The 17,149-nt window shown below is 57.1% G+C and carries 14 protein-coding genes; 10 read left to right on the top strand and 4 right to left on the bottom strand.

Features of this window, described 5'->3' with window-relative positions; all coding sequences use genetic code 11:
• Positions 1-51: 51 nt before the first annotated feature.
• Positions 52-843 (bottom strand): bestrophin-like domain, encoded by a 792-nt coding sequence (locus JNB88_RS25500; RefSeq protein WP_220357884.1) that lies wholly within the window; start codon positions 841-843, stop codon positions 52-54.
• A 314-nt stretch (positions 844-1,157) separates the two neighbouring features.
• Between JNB88_RS25500 and JNB88_RS25495 the strand changes: the two genes are divergently transcribed.
• A complete protein-coding gene (locus tag JNB88_RS25495; protein WP_223217332.1) occupies positions 1,158-1,487 on the top strand; it encodes a hypothetical protein in 330 nt (109 codons plus the stop codon).
• Positions 1,488-1,569: 82 nt separating this feature from the next.
• On the opposite strand, the gene JNB88_RS25490 is transcribed toward JNB88_RS25495, so the two are convergent.
• On the bottom strand, positions 1,570-2,361 hold the full coding sequence (locus JNB88_RS25490; RefSeq protein ID WP_220357883.1) for a potassium channel family protein: 792 nt from the start codon (positions 2,359-2,361) through the stop codon (positions 1,570-1,572).
• 472 nt (positions 2,362-2,833) lie between these two features.
• On the opposite strand from JNB88_RS25490, the gene JNB88_RS25485 reads away from it, so the two are divergent.
• Together JNB88_RS25485 and JNB88_RS25480 are read left to right on the top strand one after the other, a co-directional pair.
• On the top strand, positions 2,834-3,649 hold the full coding sequence (locus JNB88_RS25485; protein WP_220357882.1) for an alpha/beta fold hydrolase: 816 nt from the start codon (positions 2,834-2,836) through the stop codon (positions 3,647-3,649).
• A 285-nt stretch (positions 3,650-3,934) separates the two neighbouring features.
• Positions 3,935-4,579, top strand: a complete 645-nt coding sequence (locus JNB88_RS25480) for a CDP-diacylglycerol diphosphatase (RefSeq protein ID WP_223217338.1) — start codon at positions 3,935-3,937, stop codon at positions 4,577-4,579.
• A 32-nt stretch (positions 4,580-4,611) separates the two neighbouring features.
• Here the strand turns inward: JNB88_RS25480 and JNB88_RS25475 are convergent, their stop codons facing one another.
• Positions 4,612-6,204, bottom strand: coding sequence for a GMC family oxidoreductase (locus JNB88_RS25475; protein ID WP_220357880.1), 1,593 nt, complete (start codon positions 6,202-6,204; stop codon positions 4,612-4,614).
• A 358-nt stretch (positions 6,205-6,562) separates the two neighbouring features.
• On the opposite strand from JNB88_RS25475, the gene JNB88_RS25470 reads away from it, so the two are divergent.
• The 7 genes from JNB88_RS25470 to JNB88_RS25440 all read left to right on the top strand — a co-directional run bounded on the left by JNB88_RS25470 (position 6,563) and on the right by JNB88_RS25440 (position 14,857).
• A complete protein-coding gene (locus tag JNB88_RS25470; protein WP_220357879.1) occupies positions 6,563-7,435 on the top strand; it encodes a MurR/RpiR family transcriptional regulator in 873 nt (290 codons plus the stop codon).
• A 286-nt stretch (positions 7,436-7,721) separates the two neighbouring features.
• On the top strand, positions 7,722-9,884 hold the full coding sequence (locus tag JNB88_RS25465; RefSeq protein ID WP_220357878.1) for a TonB-dependent receptor family protein: 2,163 nt from the start codon (positions 7,722-7,724) through the stop codon (positions 9,882-9,884).
• 128 nt (positions 9,885-10,012) lie between these two features.
• On the top strand, positions 10,013-10,960 hold the full coding sequence (locus tag JNB88_RS25460) for an ABC transporter substrate-binding protein (RefSeq protein WP_220357877.1): 948 nt from the start codon (positions 10,013-10,015) through the stop codon (positions 10,958-10,960).
• Positions 10,961-10,966: 6 nt separating this feature from the next.
• The gene (locus JNB88_RS25455; RefSeq protein WP_220357876.1) at positions 10,967-11,980 is read left to right on the top strand and encodes a FecCD family ABC transporter permease; all 1,014 of its coding nucleotides are present in this window, start codon (positions 10,967-10,969) and stop codon (positions 11,978-11,980) included.
• On the top strand, positions 11,977-12,984 hold the full coding sequence (locus JNB88_RS25450) for a FecCD family ABC transporter permease (protein ID WP_220357875.1): 1,008 nt from the start codon (positions 11,977-11,979) through the stop codon (positions 12,982-12,984). The genes JNB88_RS25455 and JNB88_RS25450 overlap by 4 nt, the downstream gene beginning before the upstream one ends.
• Complete coding sequence (locus JNB88_RS25445; RefSeq protein WP_220357874.1) at positions 12,977-13,792, top strand: ABC transporter ATP-binding protein; 816 nt, start codon at positions 12,977-12,979, stop codon at positions 13,790-13,792. The genes JNB88_RS25450 and JNB88_RS25445 overlap by 8 nt, the downstream gene beginning before the upstream one ends.
• Before the next feature lie 168 nt (positions 13,793-13,960).
• Complete coding sequence (locus JNB88_RS25440) at positions 13,961-14,857, top strand: helix-turn-helix domain-containing protein (protein ID WP_220357873.1); 897 nt, start codon at positions 13,961-13,963, stop codon at positions 14,855-14,857.
• Positions 14,858-14,902: 45 nt separating this feature from the next.
• Here JNB88_RS25440 and JNB88_RS25435 read toward each other — a convergent pair whose 3' ends face one another.
• Positions 14,903-17,038, bottom strand: coding sequence for a TonB-dependent siderophore receptor (locus JNB88_RS25435; RefSeq protein WP_220357943.1), 2,136 nt, complete (start codon positions 17,036-17,038; stop codon positions 14,903-14,905).
• Positions 17,039-17,149 lie beyond the last annotated feature (111 nt).

The following is a 17,149-nucleotide window of genomic DNA, read 5'->3' as shown; positions in this document are numbered from 1 at the left end:
ATCCGAGCGCTCGGGAAGTACGTTACGGTAAATTTACGGCCGATCGAACCTCTAGGGCTGACTGCTTTGGAAGCCTTGGATCGTCCAGTCATAAACAGTCGCGTCCGTGCGGAAGCTCCCGAGCCTCGGGGAAGCCAAGTCGAGGATGTCAACGACGATTGCTGTCCAGACCACTGTGAGCAGGAAGATCAGGAACCGAACGGCCCTTCCTTTCAGGCCGAACTGGTATCCAAGGGCTGCCATGCCGAGGAGCATGACGCCGATGAGCAGCCAGAAGATCTGCCAGGGTAATCGCATTCCGAGCGCAAAACGCTCCGCAGTGCTGGCATCGAACGTTTCGTTGACGGATGTCATCAGGGCAGCGGAGATCGCGTCCGGGCGCTCGCGAACGATGGTCGTGACAAGCCTCCAGATTTCCCCTTGCAGGGCTGAAGTCTCATTGTTGGCCTTGGCGATCGCGTCCGGGTCCCGATCCTCCCGCACAAAATCCGCCCGCAAGCGGGCATACTCCTCGAGTAATTTCGCAGCCTCGGTTCCAGTTGGGCCGCCGATTGCGTTCGACCTCAACCAGGCAGTGCCGATCGCGTTTGCTTCAGCGAGCGTCCCCTCTCGCCTTTCGGTGAATCTGGCAGACGCGTAGGAAAGGGTTAGTGCAAGGACGAAGGCAAGCAAGGCAAGCATGCCGGCGACCACGACACCAACGTTCTCGCCCTGACCGGTGTTTTTCTCTCGGGCTCGAAGGCCCAGGCGAAAACCGGCTTCATGAGCAATGAGCTGTACGGTCAGGAGACCAAGTCCGAAGGCGAGGACGCTCCATTCGGCGATAGATGTGATGAGATCCATGTACGCTCCAAAAGTTGACGCGTGCGAGACGGGGCCGACTGGCCCACGATCTGTTCTTCGCCTGAACCTGCTCAAATCCTCCCTTTTCCGGAAGTACGTTACAGTAAAAAATGCGCGGCAATTCGCGGCCGCGACTGACGATGTGATTGGTTTCGAGGGACTATTTGGAACGCGTTGGCGACCCCGATGAGGGTGCGCGATGGGGCGTGAAAAGACAGGACTTAACGTCAACCTGGCGGAGTTGGACCGACCTGGTACCTACCTAAAATCACGATTTTTACTGTAACGTACTTCCGCTCGACCCCATTTGTCGCATGATCGCCGATCAACGGATCGATGGCGCGGGTGGTCTGATGAGTAAGACAAATGACACCGCAACGAACAGCACGGCGGCGCAGCGGGGGTTGTGGCGTTTGCTTATAAAGCTGCCTGCCGTACGGGGCCGCTTGCAACTCATCGCGGCCCGCTCCAGCAAGCTCAATGACATCTTTGAGGCCTACGAGGAGGCGAACTCCGCATTGGAACGCTACTACAAGAACCGAGACGGAAGCGATTGTGTTCTCATAGAGGAATATGAGGCGCTGTGTTCTGAGATAGAAGCAGATATCCTGAGGTTTGTGCTGGAAGACCGTGATCCAGCATAACCTTCGTGCTGGTGGTTGCTGTTCCCGTGCGTCATAGCCTCTGTTGGTCCTGAACGGTTGACTTGACGGCGCCACTGCGTCGCTACGATCCTTCGTCCGGAATGTTTAGAATTTCCCCGCACGCCTTGCAGTGCACGGCATCGGCATCGTGTCGCTGAAGGCCACACCGATGGCACGGATAGGTGACCTTGTGCGGACGCACTACAGCCTGAGCAAGCCGGACGAACAATGAAATGCCGACGATCATCGTGACAACAGAGGTCAGCTTTCCAAGCGTGCCGGGTAGTGTGATGTCCCCGAAGCCGGTCGTTGTTACGGTGGCAACGGTAAAGTAAAGCGCATCGACAAATCCTTCGCTGCCCTCTCTGTCGTAGAAGAACGAGGTGTAGACAAATCCAGTGACCAGGAAGAGGAACACAATAAAGTTGATGATCGCCCGGACCACATCAAGCAAATGATCATAGCCCGCCCTACGCAGAGCTTCCTTTATGAACGGGCTCCTGCCAACCGCCCATAGCCGGAGTACCCGAAGAAAGGCGAAATTGAACAGAGTATCGGGAAACAGGAGGGTCGCCAGCACGATGATGTCGATCCAGCTCATGGGTCGCAACATCCAAGATTTGATCGAAGGCGCCGCGATCGCGCGAGCTGCCATCTCTCCGGCAATCCAGACTGCGATGGCATAGTCGATGATCAAATAGGATGGCCCGGAGCGAAGGTAGGGACCGAGAACAAAGAATGCCAGAATGGCGATGTCCACGACCGTAAACACCGCCTGCAGGGCCATCGCGCCACGCCCTTCCGCCCTTTCGAGGCGCCGGAGCTGGTAGCGAAGCCCCCTGTTCCTGTCATCAGTGGTTTCAAGGATGCCCATAAAGGCGAAATAATCTTTGCTGCCGGTTCATCAAGGACTTACAGCAGATTGCGTTTCGGCGAGCAGCTTTCGCGCCGTGTTACGGCGACGGCGTGCCAAGCAGCTTAAAACCGCAATTCAGTGGGTTTTGCCGGGTTTCGATATCGCGCTCACTCTGGCGGCGCATCCTTGCGTGACAATTGCGAGTGGTTTTCGAAACGGTCCGCTCGAAAAGCAATGGAAGATGGTGGATTTGCCACCACGGCTGCAGTGACATCGAAGCTCCTGTCACTTCATTTGCAATCAAAAGATGGCGTGTCCGAAACAATAGGCTCGCAGGTGGAGTGCATCGTGTTTTCGGCACCGCGGCCAACACCGAGGCAGGTTTCATTATCTGGAATGAATATGAGCCTGAACAAACGAGGGAAGGGCTCGTCGCACCACCTTTTTTTAACCCGAATAGCAACCGGCAGGAATTCACGAAGGAGCCGCAATGCGGGATTGTCTCAAGCGCGATATCAAGACCTCGCACGGTGTGATTGCCATAACAGAAAGCTGCGGCGCTCGGGACGACGTGCTGTTTATACATGGAAACTCGACCGAAAGCCGTGTTTTTGAGAAGCAGTTTGACGACGAAGCGTCAAAAAGCTTCCACTTCATAGCTCTTGACCTTCCAGGGCACGGTGCATCGCAAGACGCCACCGAACCCACCAGAACCTATTCTCGGTCGGGTCTGGCGGACGCCTGTATGGAAGTCCTCGATGCTCTTGGCATCCGTAAGCCGATTATTGTGGGTTGGTCTCTCGGCGGACATGTCGCAATCGAAATGATCGCGCGTACCCAGGAAAGTTCGGGGTTGATGGCAGTTGGCGCACCCCCTGTCGGCGATGACATAAAAGCGGGCTTTCGAGGGAGCTTGCTTGGCAGTTTCGCCAGTCAGTCGACCCTCGAGCGAGCCGAGGCGGTAGCCTTTGCTACGGCAATTTTTGGCAATGGGGTGGAACCGTTCATGGTAGAGGCGATCGAGCGAACAGACCGTCGGTTTCGCAGCACGCTGTTCAGCGCCGGGGCCCGGGGGAGCAGCTCAAGTCAGCGCGAGGTTCTAAGCTCGACTGATATTCCCACAGCCATGGTGAATGGAGCGGACGATCTCGTGGTCAACCTCGACTATGTCGATTCCGTGCCTTATGGACACTTGTGGACTGAGCAATGCTACCGCATCCAGCATTCAACACATTGTCCATTCTGGCAGCAGCCTGGCGAGTTCAATGATCTTCTCCGTCGCTTCCTCGCAGACGTGGCCAAATGAAGTTGTCTCGCCCGCAAGCGAACGGGCCAACTAAGGACTAGGCATCAACCGGATCCCCCGTCCGAACTTCTCTTTTGGCGGATTAGATAACAGGTGTAATATATTGAATTTGCTTTTTTTAAAATAAAGGTGACTGCCGGTTCGACCGATCCCAGGGCCACATGAAAAAATGGAGTGATTTTGAATAAGCGGTGCTGGATTGCTGCATCGGTACTCGGTGTCCTTTGTGTTTCTGCCGTCCTGGGTTGCGAGCATGTGAAGGCAAGGTCGCATGCGCTCGAGTCGATGGAGGCTCAGTGTTTAGCCTATCAGCTCAACGGGGTGGCTCCCTGTGTCAGGGTCGAGCGAGGTGAGGGATACGTCATCTTGAGGGACAGAAAGGGAGCTCAACACTTCCTTCTGCTTCCAGTGGAGCGCATAAGTGGCATTGAAGGCGAGCAGCTGCTTGATCCGGGTACGCCGAACTTTTTTTGGTATGCCTGGCAAAATAGAGGGCTCTTGGCAGTGCAAAAAGGCCGGGCCATTGCTGATACGAACACGATGCTGGCGATCAACTCCAAGCTCGGTCGTAGCCAAGGGCAGATGCACATCCACATTTCCTGCACAAAGGCGGATGTGGTGCATGACCTCAGCCGACTGGACGGTACGATTACGGATACGTGGCAACCACTTCAGGGTGGTTTGGAAGGGCATTCATACCTAGCGCGGCGCGTCAGCGTCGACCAATTCGAGAAAATCGGTCCGTTTCGCCTTCTTGCGTTTGGATTTCCGAGAGCGTTCGCTCATATGGGCCGCTTTTCGCTCGCAGTGACGATGTCCCGACGTGGTGACATTTTGTTGCTGGCGACAGAACGCGACATGCTGGATCTCAATCTGGCGTCGGCTGAGGAACTGCAGGATCAGGACTGCGCCGGGTACAATGAACCTTAGCCCGCGCTGTTGCCGGGCTAAGGAATTAGGGCCTACACGAACCTAGCCGTATCAACGATTGTGCTTGAGAGTTTCTTTCGCAGAACGCGAGACGCCTGTTCTCCAACGACCACGCACGGGGCCATCGTGTTTCCGGTGGGAATTCGTGGGAATACTGAGCCGTCGGCTATCATCAGGCCTTCGACGCCGTAAACTTTGAGTTCGCCGTCAACAACAGACATGTGGTCGCGCCCCATCTTGGCAGTGCATGTCTGATGCCAGAATGGGACCGCGTTGATGCGAATGAACTGGTCCAGATCCTGTGAATAGGCCGAGCCTGGGAAGGCTTCCCGCTTGTTCAACTTCGCGAAGGCTGGCTGCGCCCCGATCTCCTGGCTAAGTCTGACAGCGGCTCTTGCCGTCTTGAGGTCTTCCTCGTGCGACAGGGCATTGAGTTGGACGACAACAGTGTCCGTGTAGTCTGCACTGCGCAGTCTGACCCTTCCTCGGCTTAGCGGCTTTGCAAGACCAGCAACAAGGGACCAGGCATTGGCGGGAATTTTATGCTCCCCCGCCAGTTCCGGGCTATGGATGGGGAATTCGCCTTGGCACATCAGCACGTCGGGCGAACGGCTTATGGGGTTTAAGGTCGTATAAATCGTGGCTTCGCTTCCATTGCCGTTCGGTGGTGTGGCCTCGTTCAGTTCGAAGATGCTCGGGAAGCAAAGATGGTCCTGCAGGTTTTCCCCGACACCTGGCAGGTGCTGCACAACTTCAATGCCGAGCCGCTTTAGGTCTTCGCTGTTACCTATTCCGGATTGCATCAGAATACGCGGTGTGTTGATTGATCCCGTCGACAGGACGATCTGCTCCGTGGCAGCAAAGCGAGTGCGTATGCCTTCATGAAGAACGTCGACGGCTACGGCGCGGCGGCCCTCAAATACAATTCTCTGAACCAATGCGCCGGTGATGACCGTGAGGTTTTGACGGGCGAGAACGGGGCGCACGTAGGAATCGAAGATCGTCATGCGATCATCTCCGTCGGCGCGAACGTCCGAAATGGCGCAACCGCTTTTCGCCTCCATCATGAGGCCGTTGGGGTTCGCAAACGAGGGAATACCGACGGCTTTTGCCGCATCCACCAACGCGGGCGCTGCTGGATGGGGATGCTTCGGTTGAAAGACAGACACCGGTCCCAGCGTCCCTCGCGGGGTATCTGTGTTTCCACGGTAATCCTCGATCTCTCTGTAGACGTCTTGAATGGCATCATACCGCCAGTTGCGGTCACCGGTCTCTTCGGCGTAAAAGTCCCAATCTTCCCGGTGCCCGCGCGCCCAGATCATCGCGTTGATGCTGGAGCTTCCACCTACCACTTTCCCCATGGACATGATGAGTGAGCGGCCGTTCAGACCTGCCTCGGGCTCTGAGTGAAAAGCCCAGTCGTTGGGGCCACCGATGTTTTGCGGCCAGCGGGCGGCCCTTTCGATCGCGCTATCGTAAGCGATTCCGCCAAATTCGAGCAGCAGGACCTTAAGGTGCGGGTCCTCCGACAAGCGACGGGCAACGACCGAGCCGGCGGTCCCGGAACCACAAATGATCACGTCAAAACTTTTTTGCTCGCGAGGAGGCTGGGAATGATGAGGCATCGCGTTTCTCCAAATATCCGGCATCGCGAGCCATCGTTCATTCGATCTCGCCATGCAGGGAGGATTTTCGCGCGCTGCATATTTCGCGTGTTATTACTGCGGGGTGATTTCATTACATCTGCAAGATGTGTTCCCTCCGCTTCAAACAGAAACCGTCCGGCTCGCAATTTTACGACCCGACAGCGTCTCGCGTTGGTGGCGACGCGTTTTGGCCAATGGTGGTGGACCCGAGGGGCGTCCGTATGCCCTGGCGGATGTTTCGACCCGACTTCGGCGGCTTGAGCAATTTCCGACGTCAGCGTATTCGTGTGGACAGTCGCCCTAACAAGTACAGTCTTTTCGGAGCAAATCGGATCGCATGACCAGCACCCGCCTCTCGCCACTGAAGGAGCATTTTGAGCTTCATCGCGCCCGGTTGAGCCGATCGGAGCTTGTTGTGGCTGAGTACCTCATCGGGATGCCGGTGGATGAGCTGATTTTTCGCAGCGCTGAGGAAATCGCGGCGGAGGCTGGCACAAGCGACGCAACCGTAATTCGAACGGCAAAGCGCCTCGGCTTTAGTGGGCTGCCTGAGCTAAAGCGAATTTGTGGCCGGTCGCTTGCGTCCTCCGAGCCGGCAAGCAAGCGTCTGGAGCACAGGTTTCGTGCAACAGGAACAGACATTACGAAGATCGCCCGGCAAATGTTCGCCGAAGCGCATGAGGCGCTGAAAACGACCGAAGGTCTAGTGGAGCCAGAGGCATTCGATCAAGCGACATCACTGATAGACAAGGCCGACACCGTCTGGTGTCTTGGGCTGGGAACCGCCGAGGCGGTTGCCAAGCACTGTGCTGTCGGTCTTAGCAGGGTGGGCGTTCGGACACGTTGCTCGGGTGCATCGGGCTTTAGTTTGGCAAATGAACTCGTCGATCTCCGAAGCCAGGATGCAATCGTTCTGTTCCATGCCCTTCGCGAGACTGCCGAACTGAAACTGATCGCCGATCAACTGAACAGTATTGGGGCGCCAGTAGTCCTCATCAGCGGGGTGCGGCTGCATGCCCTTTACAAGGAGAAGGTTTCCGTCGTCCTGAAATGTGTCGGCGTTCCGACCAAGCTAGCGAGTTGGAACCTGAGCGCCATCGTGATTTCCGATCTGCTCGCCTATGGGGTTGCTGTGCGCAATCAAGCCAGGGCGATGGGAACCAAGGATCGTCTTACAGCACTGCGCGAAAAAGTCAGCAGTTTCGACTGATGTGAAAAAACATGATAATATTGGTAATGTTTATTTGAAATGCAGGCTACATTCTTGTAGTGGTGACGACATATGCAATACCGCAACGTCGAAAACCAACATTCGCGCCATGACTTGAGACTTTCGCCAAAAAGGGCCGTTGTCGCCGAAGGGCGCCGCCACCAGCCACACGCTGATTGCCTTCCCAGGCAATCCCACTTGCATGAACGACTGATCGACGCGCCGAGGCTCCTCGGCTCGCCCGCATCGTCATGTCTATTTTTTATGAATATTCAAAGGGTCCCAAATGAAAGACCGGGTGCAGGCCTTCAAGGCAGCTCTTCTTTGCGGCGCAGTGTTCGCGCCGATCCATGGCTTTGCGCAGGATGCCAACTCGTCTGATGCAACCGCGCTGGCACCGATCTCGATCACCGGTAACTGGCTCGAGCAGCCGAACGAGGAAAAGGTCCTCAAACATCCAGGCGCCCGTACGATCCTCGATCGTCAGGAGTTCGAGGAGAGGGGTGCGTTGGATGTGCGCGATGCATTGAACCAGATCCCTGGCGTCCAGGTGCAGGAAAGCAGCGGCACCGGCGGCAGCGACGTCTCGCTCAATCTCGGCGTTCGCGGCCTTACCTCGCGGCTATCGCCGCGCTCCACTGTGCTCATGGATGGAATTCCGCTGTCCTATGCACCCTACGGCCAGCCGCAGCTCTCACTCTTTCCGCTAACGCTTGGAAATGTGGAGACAATTGACGTCGTTCGCGGCGCAGGCTCGGTTCGCTATGGCCCGCAAAATGTCGGCGGCATCATTAATTTCGTCACTCGCCCAATCCCTGATGATTTTACGGCGCGCTTTGCATCTGATGCGGAAGTCTCCGGCAACAACGGCCACGTCAAGGCGACCCCGAATTTGCTGATCGGTGGCACCAATGCCGACGGATTGGGCGGTGCGATCCTCTATTCCGGGATACACGGTGAGGGCTATCGAGACGAAAATGACCGTACGGACATCGACGATATCATCCTGAAGGGCAAATACGAGCTGTCGGATACCGATGTGATCAGTGCGCAGTTCCACCACTATGATGGGGAGGGCAAGATGCCTGGTGGACTGACCACGGCGGAGTTCGCTGCGGATCCGTTCCAGTCGACCCGCAAGTTCGACGACTTCAGCGGTCGGCGCAACGACGTTTCACTGCGTTACCAGCACGACGATGGGGAGAACAACTTTGAAATTCTCGGCTACTACGTCGACTCGTTTCGTGGAAGCCATGTCGAACAGCAGGGAAGCGGTACCAGCGCTGGCCGCTACCGGCTCACCTCCGCACCGCGCAGTTACGAATATTTCGGGATAGAACCGCGCTATTCGCGCCTGTTCGAAACCGGTGACATCAATCACGAAGTGACGATCGGCTATCGCTATCTCTGGGAGGAGAGTTCCGAAGTCGCCGCACGCACTGCATACTACAGCCGCACGACGGGGGTGAATCCCAATAGCCTGCCGATGAATGTCTACCAGACCAGTGATGGTGGCACGACGGCACACGCCTTTTACATCGATGACAAAATCGAAATCGGCAATTGGACAATCACGCCGGGCGTCCGATACGAACTCATCAACACCCATAACAACATCGCCAACCTAGCTGGCGGCCTCGTTACAAGCACAAGTTCTCCATCTGTGGAAGCGCGCGAAGTCCTTCCGACCGTTTCCGCACTCTACCAGATCGACAACGCCTGGACGGTTTTCGGCAATGTCGGTGTCTCCTTCGGCCCGCAACAGTATAGCCAACTCGCCTCGACGACCGATGGACTTCATCCGGAAAAAGCGACTACCTACGAAATCGGCACGCACTACGAGGGAGACAACTGGAGCGCCGAGCTGACAGCCTTCTACATTGATTTCGACAAGGAACTCTATCTCGGTCGCACGATCGTCGGAGAAGGAATCTGGACAGATCTTGGTGCGACAAAGCACCAGGGTATAGAGGCGGCCGCCCAATACGATCTCGGAGACCTTAGCGCCTCCCTCGAGGGTCTGTCCGTCTACGCGACCTATACCTATACCGAAGCCACCTACGAGGCAGGGGCTTTCAAGGGAAGGGACCTGCCTTTTTACTCTCGGAACTTCGCCACCTTCGGCGCCAACTATCGCTACAATGACTGGATCCTCAGCGCTGGCGTCCTTGCCCAATCGAAGCAGCGGTCACCCGGCACAGTCGCGGAGGGTGCAACCTATGTGACGGATGAGGACCCGACCGGGCGTCTGGGCGACATCCCGGGATATGGCGTCACCAATCTGCGCGTTGCCTACCAGCCGGAGAACAACACGAACGCGCCAAAGCTGGCTTTCGGGGTGAAGAATCTATTCGACAAGGAGTACTTCACGCGGTCGACGGATAACAACGGCGGAAAATTCGTTGGCCAACCAAGGACGTTTTTTGTGAGTGCATCGGTGTCGTTTTAACAATGCCAGGTCGGAATCGCTCTGGTTGGGCAGTGTGTTGCTTAACATGACAAAAAATCTCTGCTTATTGTGTCGCCGTGGTGCGCAAACATGCGGGCAGCTCTCTTAACAATCAATGGGACAATCTAATGCTGACAAAGCCAATCTCTCGACGGGATCTTCACAAGCGGATCGGGCTTGCACTTGCCTTTTCGCTGACGGCACCTGCAGCGTTTCGCCCTACAGCCGCGACCGCCGGTGGACAGATCCGAACGATCACCCATGCCCTCGGCACCACGCAGGTTCCCGGTACCCCCTCCCGGGTGGTTGCACTGGAGTTCTCTTTTGTCCAGGCGTTGGACGCATTGGGTATGGCCCCGGTCGGTATTACCGACGACGATCAGCCGAAGCGTATCGAACAGCTACTCGGAAAGAAGATTGACTATAGCTCGGTCGGCACCCGCCTTGAGCCCAATCTGGAACTGGTTTCAGCGCTGGCGCCCGATCTCATTATTGCCGATGAAGTCCGCCATTCGGCTATCTATCAACAACTAAGCGCAATTGCCCCGACTATCGTGCTGAATAGCTGGGAAGGCAGCTATGAGGTCATCAAGACGTCTGTGGTGACCATTGCCGATGCGCTCGGCGAGAAAGAGAAGGGGAAGCAGGTGATTGCCGCGCATGAGGCCGTCATCGCCGGTCTGGTTGCAAAGATCCCCACTGGTGAAACGCGTCGCTTCTTGCTTGCCGTCGCCAATCCGGATTCCATGAGCCTGCATACCTCCGCCTCCTTCACAGGCTCCGTCTTCAAGGCTATGGGTCTGACGCCCGCGATTGACTCGACAGATCCGGTCGAAAGCGGGGCCGGGATTGAGCGCCTCGTCGCTGTCAATCCGGATGTGCTGCTGGTGGCAACCGATGCCGGGGGCACTGTGTTCGATCAATGGAAGAGCAACACCGCCTTCACCAATATTTCGGCGGCGAGGGCGGGGACGGTTTTTGAGGTCAATCGCAACCAGTTCTCTCGCTTCCGCGGGCTGGCAACGGCGGAGATGATCGCCCGCGAAATCTTGGCCAAAGTCTATCAGGCCGGGTAAATGTCGATGGCAGCAAAGAGCCGCGCAATCATCCGAGACGGAACGGCCAGTCCTGGGCTTGTCGCGCTGTATCTTTTGCTTGCGCTCGTTGTCGTCACCTTGGCAGGGATCTCCTTTGGCGTATCCGAACTGCCGGTCGTTCGCGCGCTTCACCTGCTTCTCGCGCCCGATGGCTCGCCCGACAGCGCGCTCATTTGGGATGTGCGTCTGCCGCGGGCCGTTCTCGCCTTGCTGGTCGGCGCGAACCTTGCCGTCGCCGGTGTGTTGATCCAGACACTCACACGTAATTCTTTGGCGTCGCCTCAGACCTTCGGTATCAATGCCGGCGCGTCTCTTTTCATCGTGATCTCGTTGATTGCCCTGCCTGGCTTGAGCCCTGGCGGCACTGTCTGGCCGGCCTTCTTAGGAGCCGCCGCCGTCGGTTTAGCCATGTGGACGCTGTCGGTTTCTGGTGTCATGAACGATGTGAAGCTGGCGCTTGCAGGGATCTCCATCCAGCTCGTCCTTTCCGCGCTGGTCCAGGCAATCCTGATCGCCAACAACGCAGGGCAGGATATCGTTTACTGGCTAGCAGGCTCCATTAATGGCGCGCAATGGAACAAGGTATTGATTATTCTGCCTTTCACCCTTCTGGGAGGAGGAGTAACCGTGGTTGCAGGCCGGCATTTTGGTGTTCTGGCACTCGATGAGGCGACGAGTGTTTCGCTGGGCCAAAACGCCCGGCGCGTGGGCGGCCTTGCCGCAGTACTGATCGTTTTGTTTGCCGGTTCGGCGGTCGCTGTCAGCGGACCGATTGGCTTTATCGGTCTACTGGTTCCACATATCGTCCGCCGCCTGGTTGGCAGCGACCAATTGACTGTCATAGCGCTTAGCGCAATCACTGGCCCCTTGCTTCTGAATGCTGCCGATCTCGCCGGCCGTGTTGCAGCTTTTCCGGCCGAAACGCCCGTCGGTATCGTCACGGCGTTGATCGGCGCGCCAGCCTTCCTTGTCATCCTCTTGCGGCAGAGGGTGAGATGATGACGACCGCGCTGCCATCAGCAAACCTGCGTGCGGCGAGCGTCTGTCTTGCCATTGCTGGTCTCATCGTCATCATCGCCATGCTTGGGATGACGATCGGCGCCGTGACCTTGTCGGTCGGACAGGTCCTGGATGGCATTGCCGGCGGCAAGAGCGCCTTCATTGTCATGCAGTACCGTGCTCCGCGCGTCATCATCTCAATACTGGCCGGCGCTTCGCTCGGCATCGCCGGCTGCTTCCTGCAGGGCGCGCTCCGCAATCCCTTGGCCTCTCCGGACGTCGTCGGGATCACAAAATGGGCAGGGCTTGGCGCTTTCCTTGCCGGTCTTTTCACACCACATGCATGGGCCATCTGGGCCATCCCGGTTGGTGTTGTCATCGGTGCCGTCATCGGTGCGCTGGCGTTGCTTGCCATTGGCCGTGCATTCGGCGGTGGCATTGCGCCATTGGCGCTGGTCGGCGTGGCACTGGGCATGCTGGCACAGGCGGCAATGCAATATGTCATGGTGCTATTCCCCACGCGTGCCGACCAGTCGATGGTATGGCTTGCCGGGAGCGTCTACGGCTCCACAATGACGGATGTACTCGCGCTATCGCTCTGGATCACGGTATGCCTGCCGCTCGTGGTGATAGCCGCGACCCGGCTCGACGCTGGCGGTTTTGGCGACGATACGCTGACAAGCATCGGCATCTCGCCCGACCGCCTGCGTGGCGGCCTCATCGTTGTCTGCGTGCTGCTTACCGCTGGCAGCGTCGCTGCCGTTGGCAGCATGGGCTTCCTCGGCCTGCTGGCGCCGCATGCTGCACGCCTGCTTGTCGGCTCGCGCCCGCGCCACCTGGTACCGGCAAGCGCGCTCATCGGGGCCCTCGTGCTTTCCGCAGCCGACTTGATCGGGCGGTTGGTTGCGCTGCCGAACGAAATTCCGGCGGGCATCGTAGCTGCCGTCATTGGCGGTCCATATCTCATCTTCCTGTTGATCAAGGAGGCGAGCCGTCATGAATGATGTCGCTCAGCCGCGCCTCTCGGCGAAGAGCCTGACGCTCGGCTATACCACGACCAAAGTACTCGAGAATGTTGATGTCACCATCCCAGTTGGGAAGATCACGGCCCTGATAGGCGCCAACGGCTCAGGCAAGTCGACGCTTTTGCGTGCACTCGGCCGCATTGTTAGACCCCTCGATGGCGTGGTGACGTTGGACGGCAAGGCAATCGCAACCGTGCCCGGAAGGGTGATTGCCCAGACGCTGGCGCTGCTGCCGCAGAGCCCAGCGTCCCCAGACGGTCTTACCGTGCGCCAGCTTTGCCGGTTCGGGCGCCATCCCCATAAGGGCCTCCTGTCCCGCACAACTCGGCAGGACGAGGAGATCGTCGAGGCATCGCTTGTTGCGACTGGGCTTGCTGGTCTTGCCGATCGCCCGCTTGACCGTCTCTCCGGTGGGCAACGTCAGCGTGCATGGATCGCCATGGCACTGGCACAGGAGACACCGATCCTGTTACTCGATGAGCCGACGACCTATCTCGACATCGCCCATCAACTGGAAGTTCTGCAACTGCTGAAGGAGCTGAACGAAACGGCTGGCCGCACCATCGTCATGGTTGTCCATGATCTCAATCACGCCGCTCAGTATGCCGATCAGATCATAGCCGTGGCCGGAGGCGGCATTCACGCAGCGGGTAGGCCCGCTGACCTTCTGAAGCCGGAACTGATCCGCGCTGTTTTCGGCATTGATGCGATGGTAATCCCACATCCTGCCGATGGAACGCCCCTTTGCTTGCCACTGATGCGCTCGTCTGTTCCCATGCTGGCGTAGCTTTCGGCTGTGTTGCTAGCCCGCAGCCAGTTGCCCTGATTAAAATATGATTGTTGTGATCATATTATTTGTGTTTAAAGGGCGACGGTAGTTCATGACATGGAAGCGGAGCATTACGCCGGTTCCTGGCGAGAGCGGTTGTCTAGGTGAAAAGGGTGGATTTCTAGGTTGGGCTTCTGGCATTCCATGGACTGGCACACCGAGGGCATACGGGTCGTAGCTCCCGTCAAGTGGCGTCAGTTTGACGGCCTCGTAAGCGTTCTCTGGGAGGCGGAAAGCCAGGCTGGCGCCAAAGGCTATTACTTGTCCAATGACCCTCGGATCATGATTTTCTTCAACGACGTCTCTCCTCATGTGCGTCTGTCGAACAGTGACGGTGAGTTCCGGCAGCACTACCGTCCCATGGCGAGAGCCGTCTATGTACCACCTGGTATGCCGATGTGGACGACCAGCGGCGCAACACACCGGTTTTCTCATCTCAATGTTCACCTGCATAAAGATAAGCTGCTGAAGTACCTCGCTCCGTCCGTTGGGGCTTCGGTTGCAATGACCGCGTTACGACGGCCAGCCGAGGTTCAGGATGTCGGGGCTATCGAAACACTCGCCCGCTTGGTGGTCGATGAGGTCGCCTCACCGTCAAGGCATGAGGTTTATGGCGAAAACCTGGTCGGCAGCATCGTCGCCGGCTTGCTTGATATTTCGCGTGAGAATGTGGAAGCGCCGCCCAGCGGCAGGCTCACACAGGCTCAGATGAACAAGCTTGTCGCCCGCATGGACAGACCGGCCGATTGCCGCCTGACCGTTGCCGAAATGGCTGATATCGTTGGGCTTTCGGAAAGCTGGTTCACGAATGTCTTCAAGCAGACAACCGGCAAAACACCACTGCAGTGGCAGTTGGGGAAACGCATCGACCATGCCAAACGCTTGCTTGCGGAGAGCGATCTGGCAGTGGCCGACATTGCGGCCCAGCTTGATTTTTCAGACCAGGCGCACCTGACCAAGGTTTTCCGTCAGATTGCGGGCGACACGCCCGCTGCCTGGCGTCGGAGTCAATTGCATCGTTGACCGTGAGGAGTTCGCCCGCTCCCAGATCGGAAACGGGCCGCGTGATCACCAAGTCTGGCGTAGAGACGCGTAGATCGCACGCCCTGGATTGTAAAAGTCTGCCCCGAAACCGCCATAGGCGACATGCTTTTCGTCAAAGATATTGCTGACATTGACCTGGAAGGTGGTGTTTTCCTGGATATTGTAGGTGAACGAAGCGTCGAACACGACGTTCGCCTTTGATTTGGAGGTATTCGCGTCGCTGAAATAGTAGGAGCCGGTATAGCGAGAGCCGACCCCGAACGTCATGTCTCCGCGGGTTCCATTTCCATCCAGCGTATACGTCGCCCATGCCGACGCGAAATGTGCCGGTACGAGCGCAAGACGATTGCCTTCGTTGCCTCCCGTTCCGTTCTCGACGATATTAGAATCTATATAAGAATATGCACCGATCACGCTGATATTATTTGTTATTTCAGCCTTGGCTTCGAGATCTATCCCCCGATGCCGGACTTTGCCAATCGAAGACTGGAGGAACGTTGCAGGATCAGTCACCGTGATATTTTCCTTGGTCAGGTCGTACACGGCCGCTGTGAATATCGCCGGGAAGTCGGTTGGCTGGTATTTAATCCCGACCTCGTACTGTTTTCCGGTTTCCGGGTCGGTCCCGACTTGTGGCGGAGCAACGGATTCAGCATAGCTTGCGTAGGCTGCAAGCTCATCGGTAATCTTGTAGGTCAGGCCAAGGCGCTTCGTGAATTCGCTGAAATCGCCGGTCGACGTGGAGCCTGAAAGCTTGTCGGTTTCGTCAAGGTCAAGCCAGTCATTTCGCAGGCCCACAGTTGCAATCACCCTGTCGAACAAGGTGAGTTCCTCCTGAAGGTAGATCCCCCTGGTCTTCTGGTCATCTCGGGTGTTTGCGAAGATTGGCACGGACGCTGGCGCACCGGTATAAACTGGATTGGTCCAGTCGATGCCTGGAGCCGCTCCCCAAAAATTGGCGCTATCGGTGTTGTAGGTGTTGTATTCAACGCCCAACAGCGTGCGGCTCGCAAGGTTCTCTATGCTCGCGTCATACTGTACATGCGCATCAACAATGAATTGCTTGTCGGAGCCGTCGTTCGCAAAAAAGGCGCGGTCGGCGATCGTTGAGCCGTCAGTGGGGGTGCTTGAAATGTACGCATAGCCGAAATTCGACCGAGATCTGCTATAGCGCGCATTTGAACTGAAAGTCAGACCGTCACCAAAGTCGTGATCAAGAAAGACACTGACGGTATTTCGGTTGATGTCGCGGTAGTTGAAATCGGGCTCTCCGAAGAAACGGTCTCTGGAGAAGTCCGTGCCGACAGGATGACCGCCGCTACCTGGCACGCCATCACGGTCCAGGTGGTCAAAAACGACCGACAGGCTCGTGTCGTCGCCCGGACGCCAGGTCAGTCCGCCCATGATGAAGTTCTCGTCGTCCCTTGAATAGTCGTATTCTTCGTCAGATCGCTTGAACTTGCCTGTAATGCGATAGGACAGCGTGTCGTCCGCGGTGATATTGTCGCCGAAGTCTAGCCCCGTTTCTCCATGATCAAAGGAGCCGCCGGTAGCGTAGACCTCACCGAAACGTTCACTTCTGGGTCGCTTCGTCACATAGTTTACGGCACCGCCGGGGTCAGAAACGCCAAAGCCGGCGGAGTTTGCCCCCTTCAGGACCTCGACGCGCTCAAAGGCAAATGGCTCCTCACGCAGCCCGCCAAATGGTCTGCCAATGACCAGGCCGTCGCGGTACATCAGGGCATCGAAACCGCGGATCTTGAAGTAATCGAACCGATCGTCAGAGCCGTAGAAGTCCGTGGTGACACCAGAAGTGTATTGTAGGACCTGTTCGACGCTCTCTGCCGCCCGTTCCTGGATCTCCTTCGACGTGATGACGGAGACCGAGGCAGGTGTATCCAGGATGGGCGTTGCCATCCTTCCACCGCCGGTCGTGTCTTTCGCAACGATCGATTTGGAATCGTTTGCCACGTCGAGACCAATTCCCACGCCCTGGAGAACAATTGGTTCTAGAGGAGTGGTGGTTCCTGCATTAGCAGCCTCCTGGCCGAGCAATACGGTCGGCGAGAGTGCAACGAGAGCCGTGCAGCCCAGAAGGAGGGCGTTGCGGAAGCGAAGAGATATCTTTTGAGTGCGGCTGCCAATGCTAACGATGTTCATTTTTAGTTCCAGTAGAAAACCCATCCGACCGTAACTGGCGGCAGCGATCGATCGCTTCGGCCAGGTCCCACGACGGCTATTAACTTGAGGAATAATGTCCAGTATTGTAGA

Origin of the sequence: Rhizobium cauense (assembly GCF_019511525.1) — a bacterium.
GTDB classification, from domain to species: Bacteria; Pseudomonadota; Alphaproteobacteria; order Rhizobiales; family Rhizobiaceae; genus Rhizobium; species Rhizobium cauense.
Note: the sequence above shows the minus strand (reverse complement) of the source record. Positions and strands in the feature narration are given on the sequence as shown.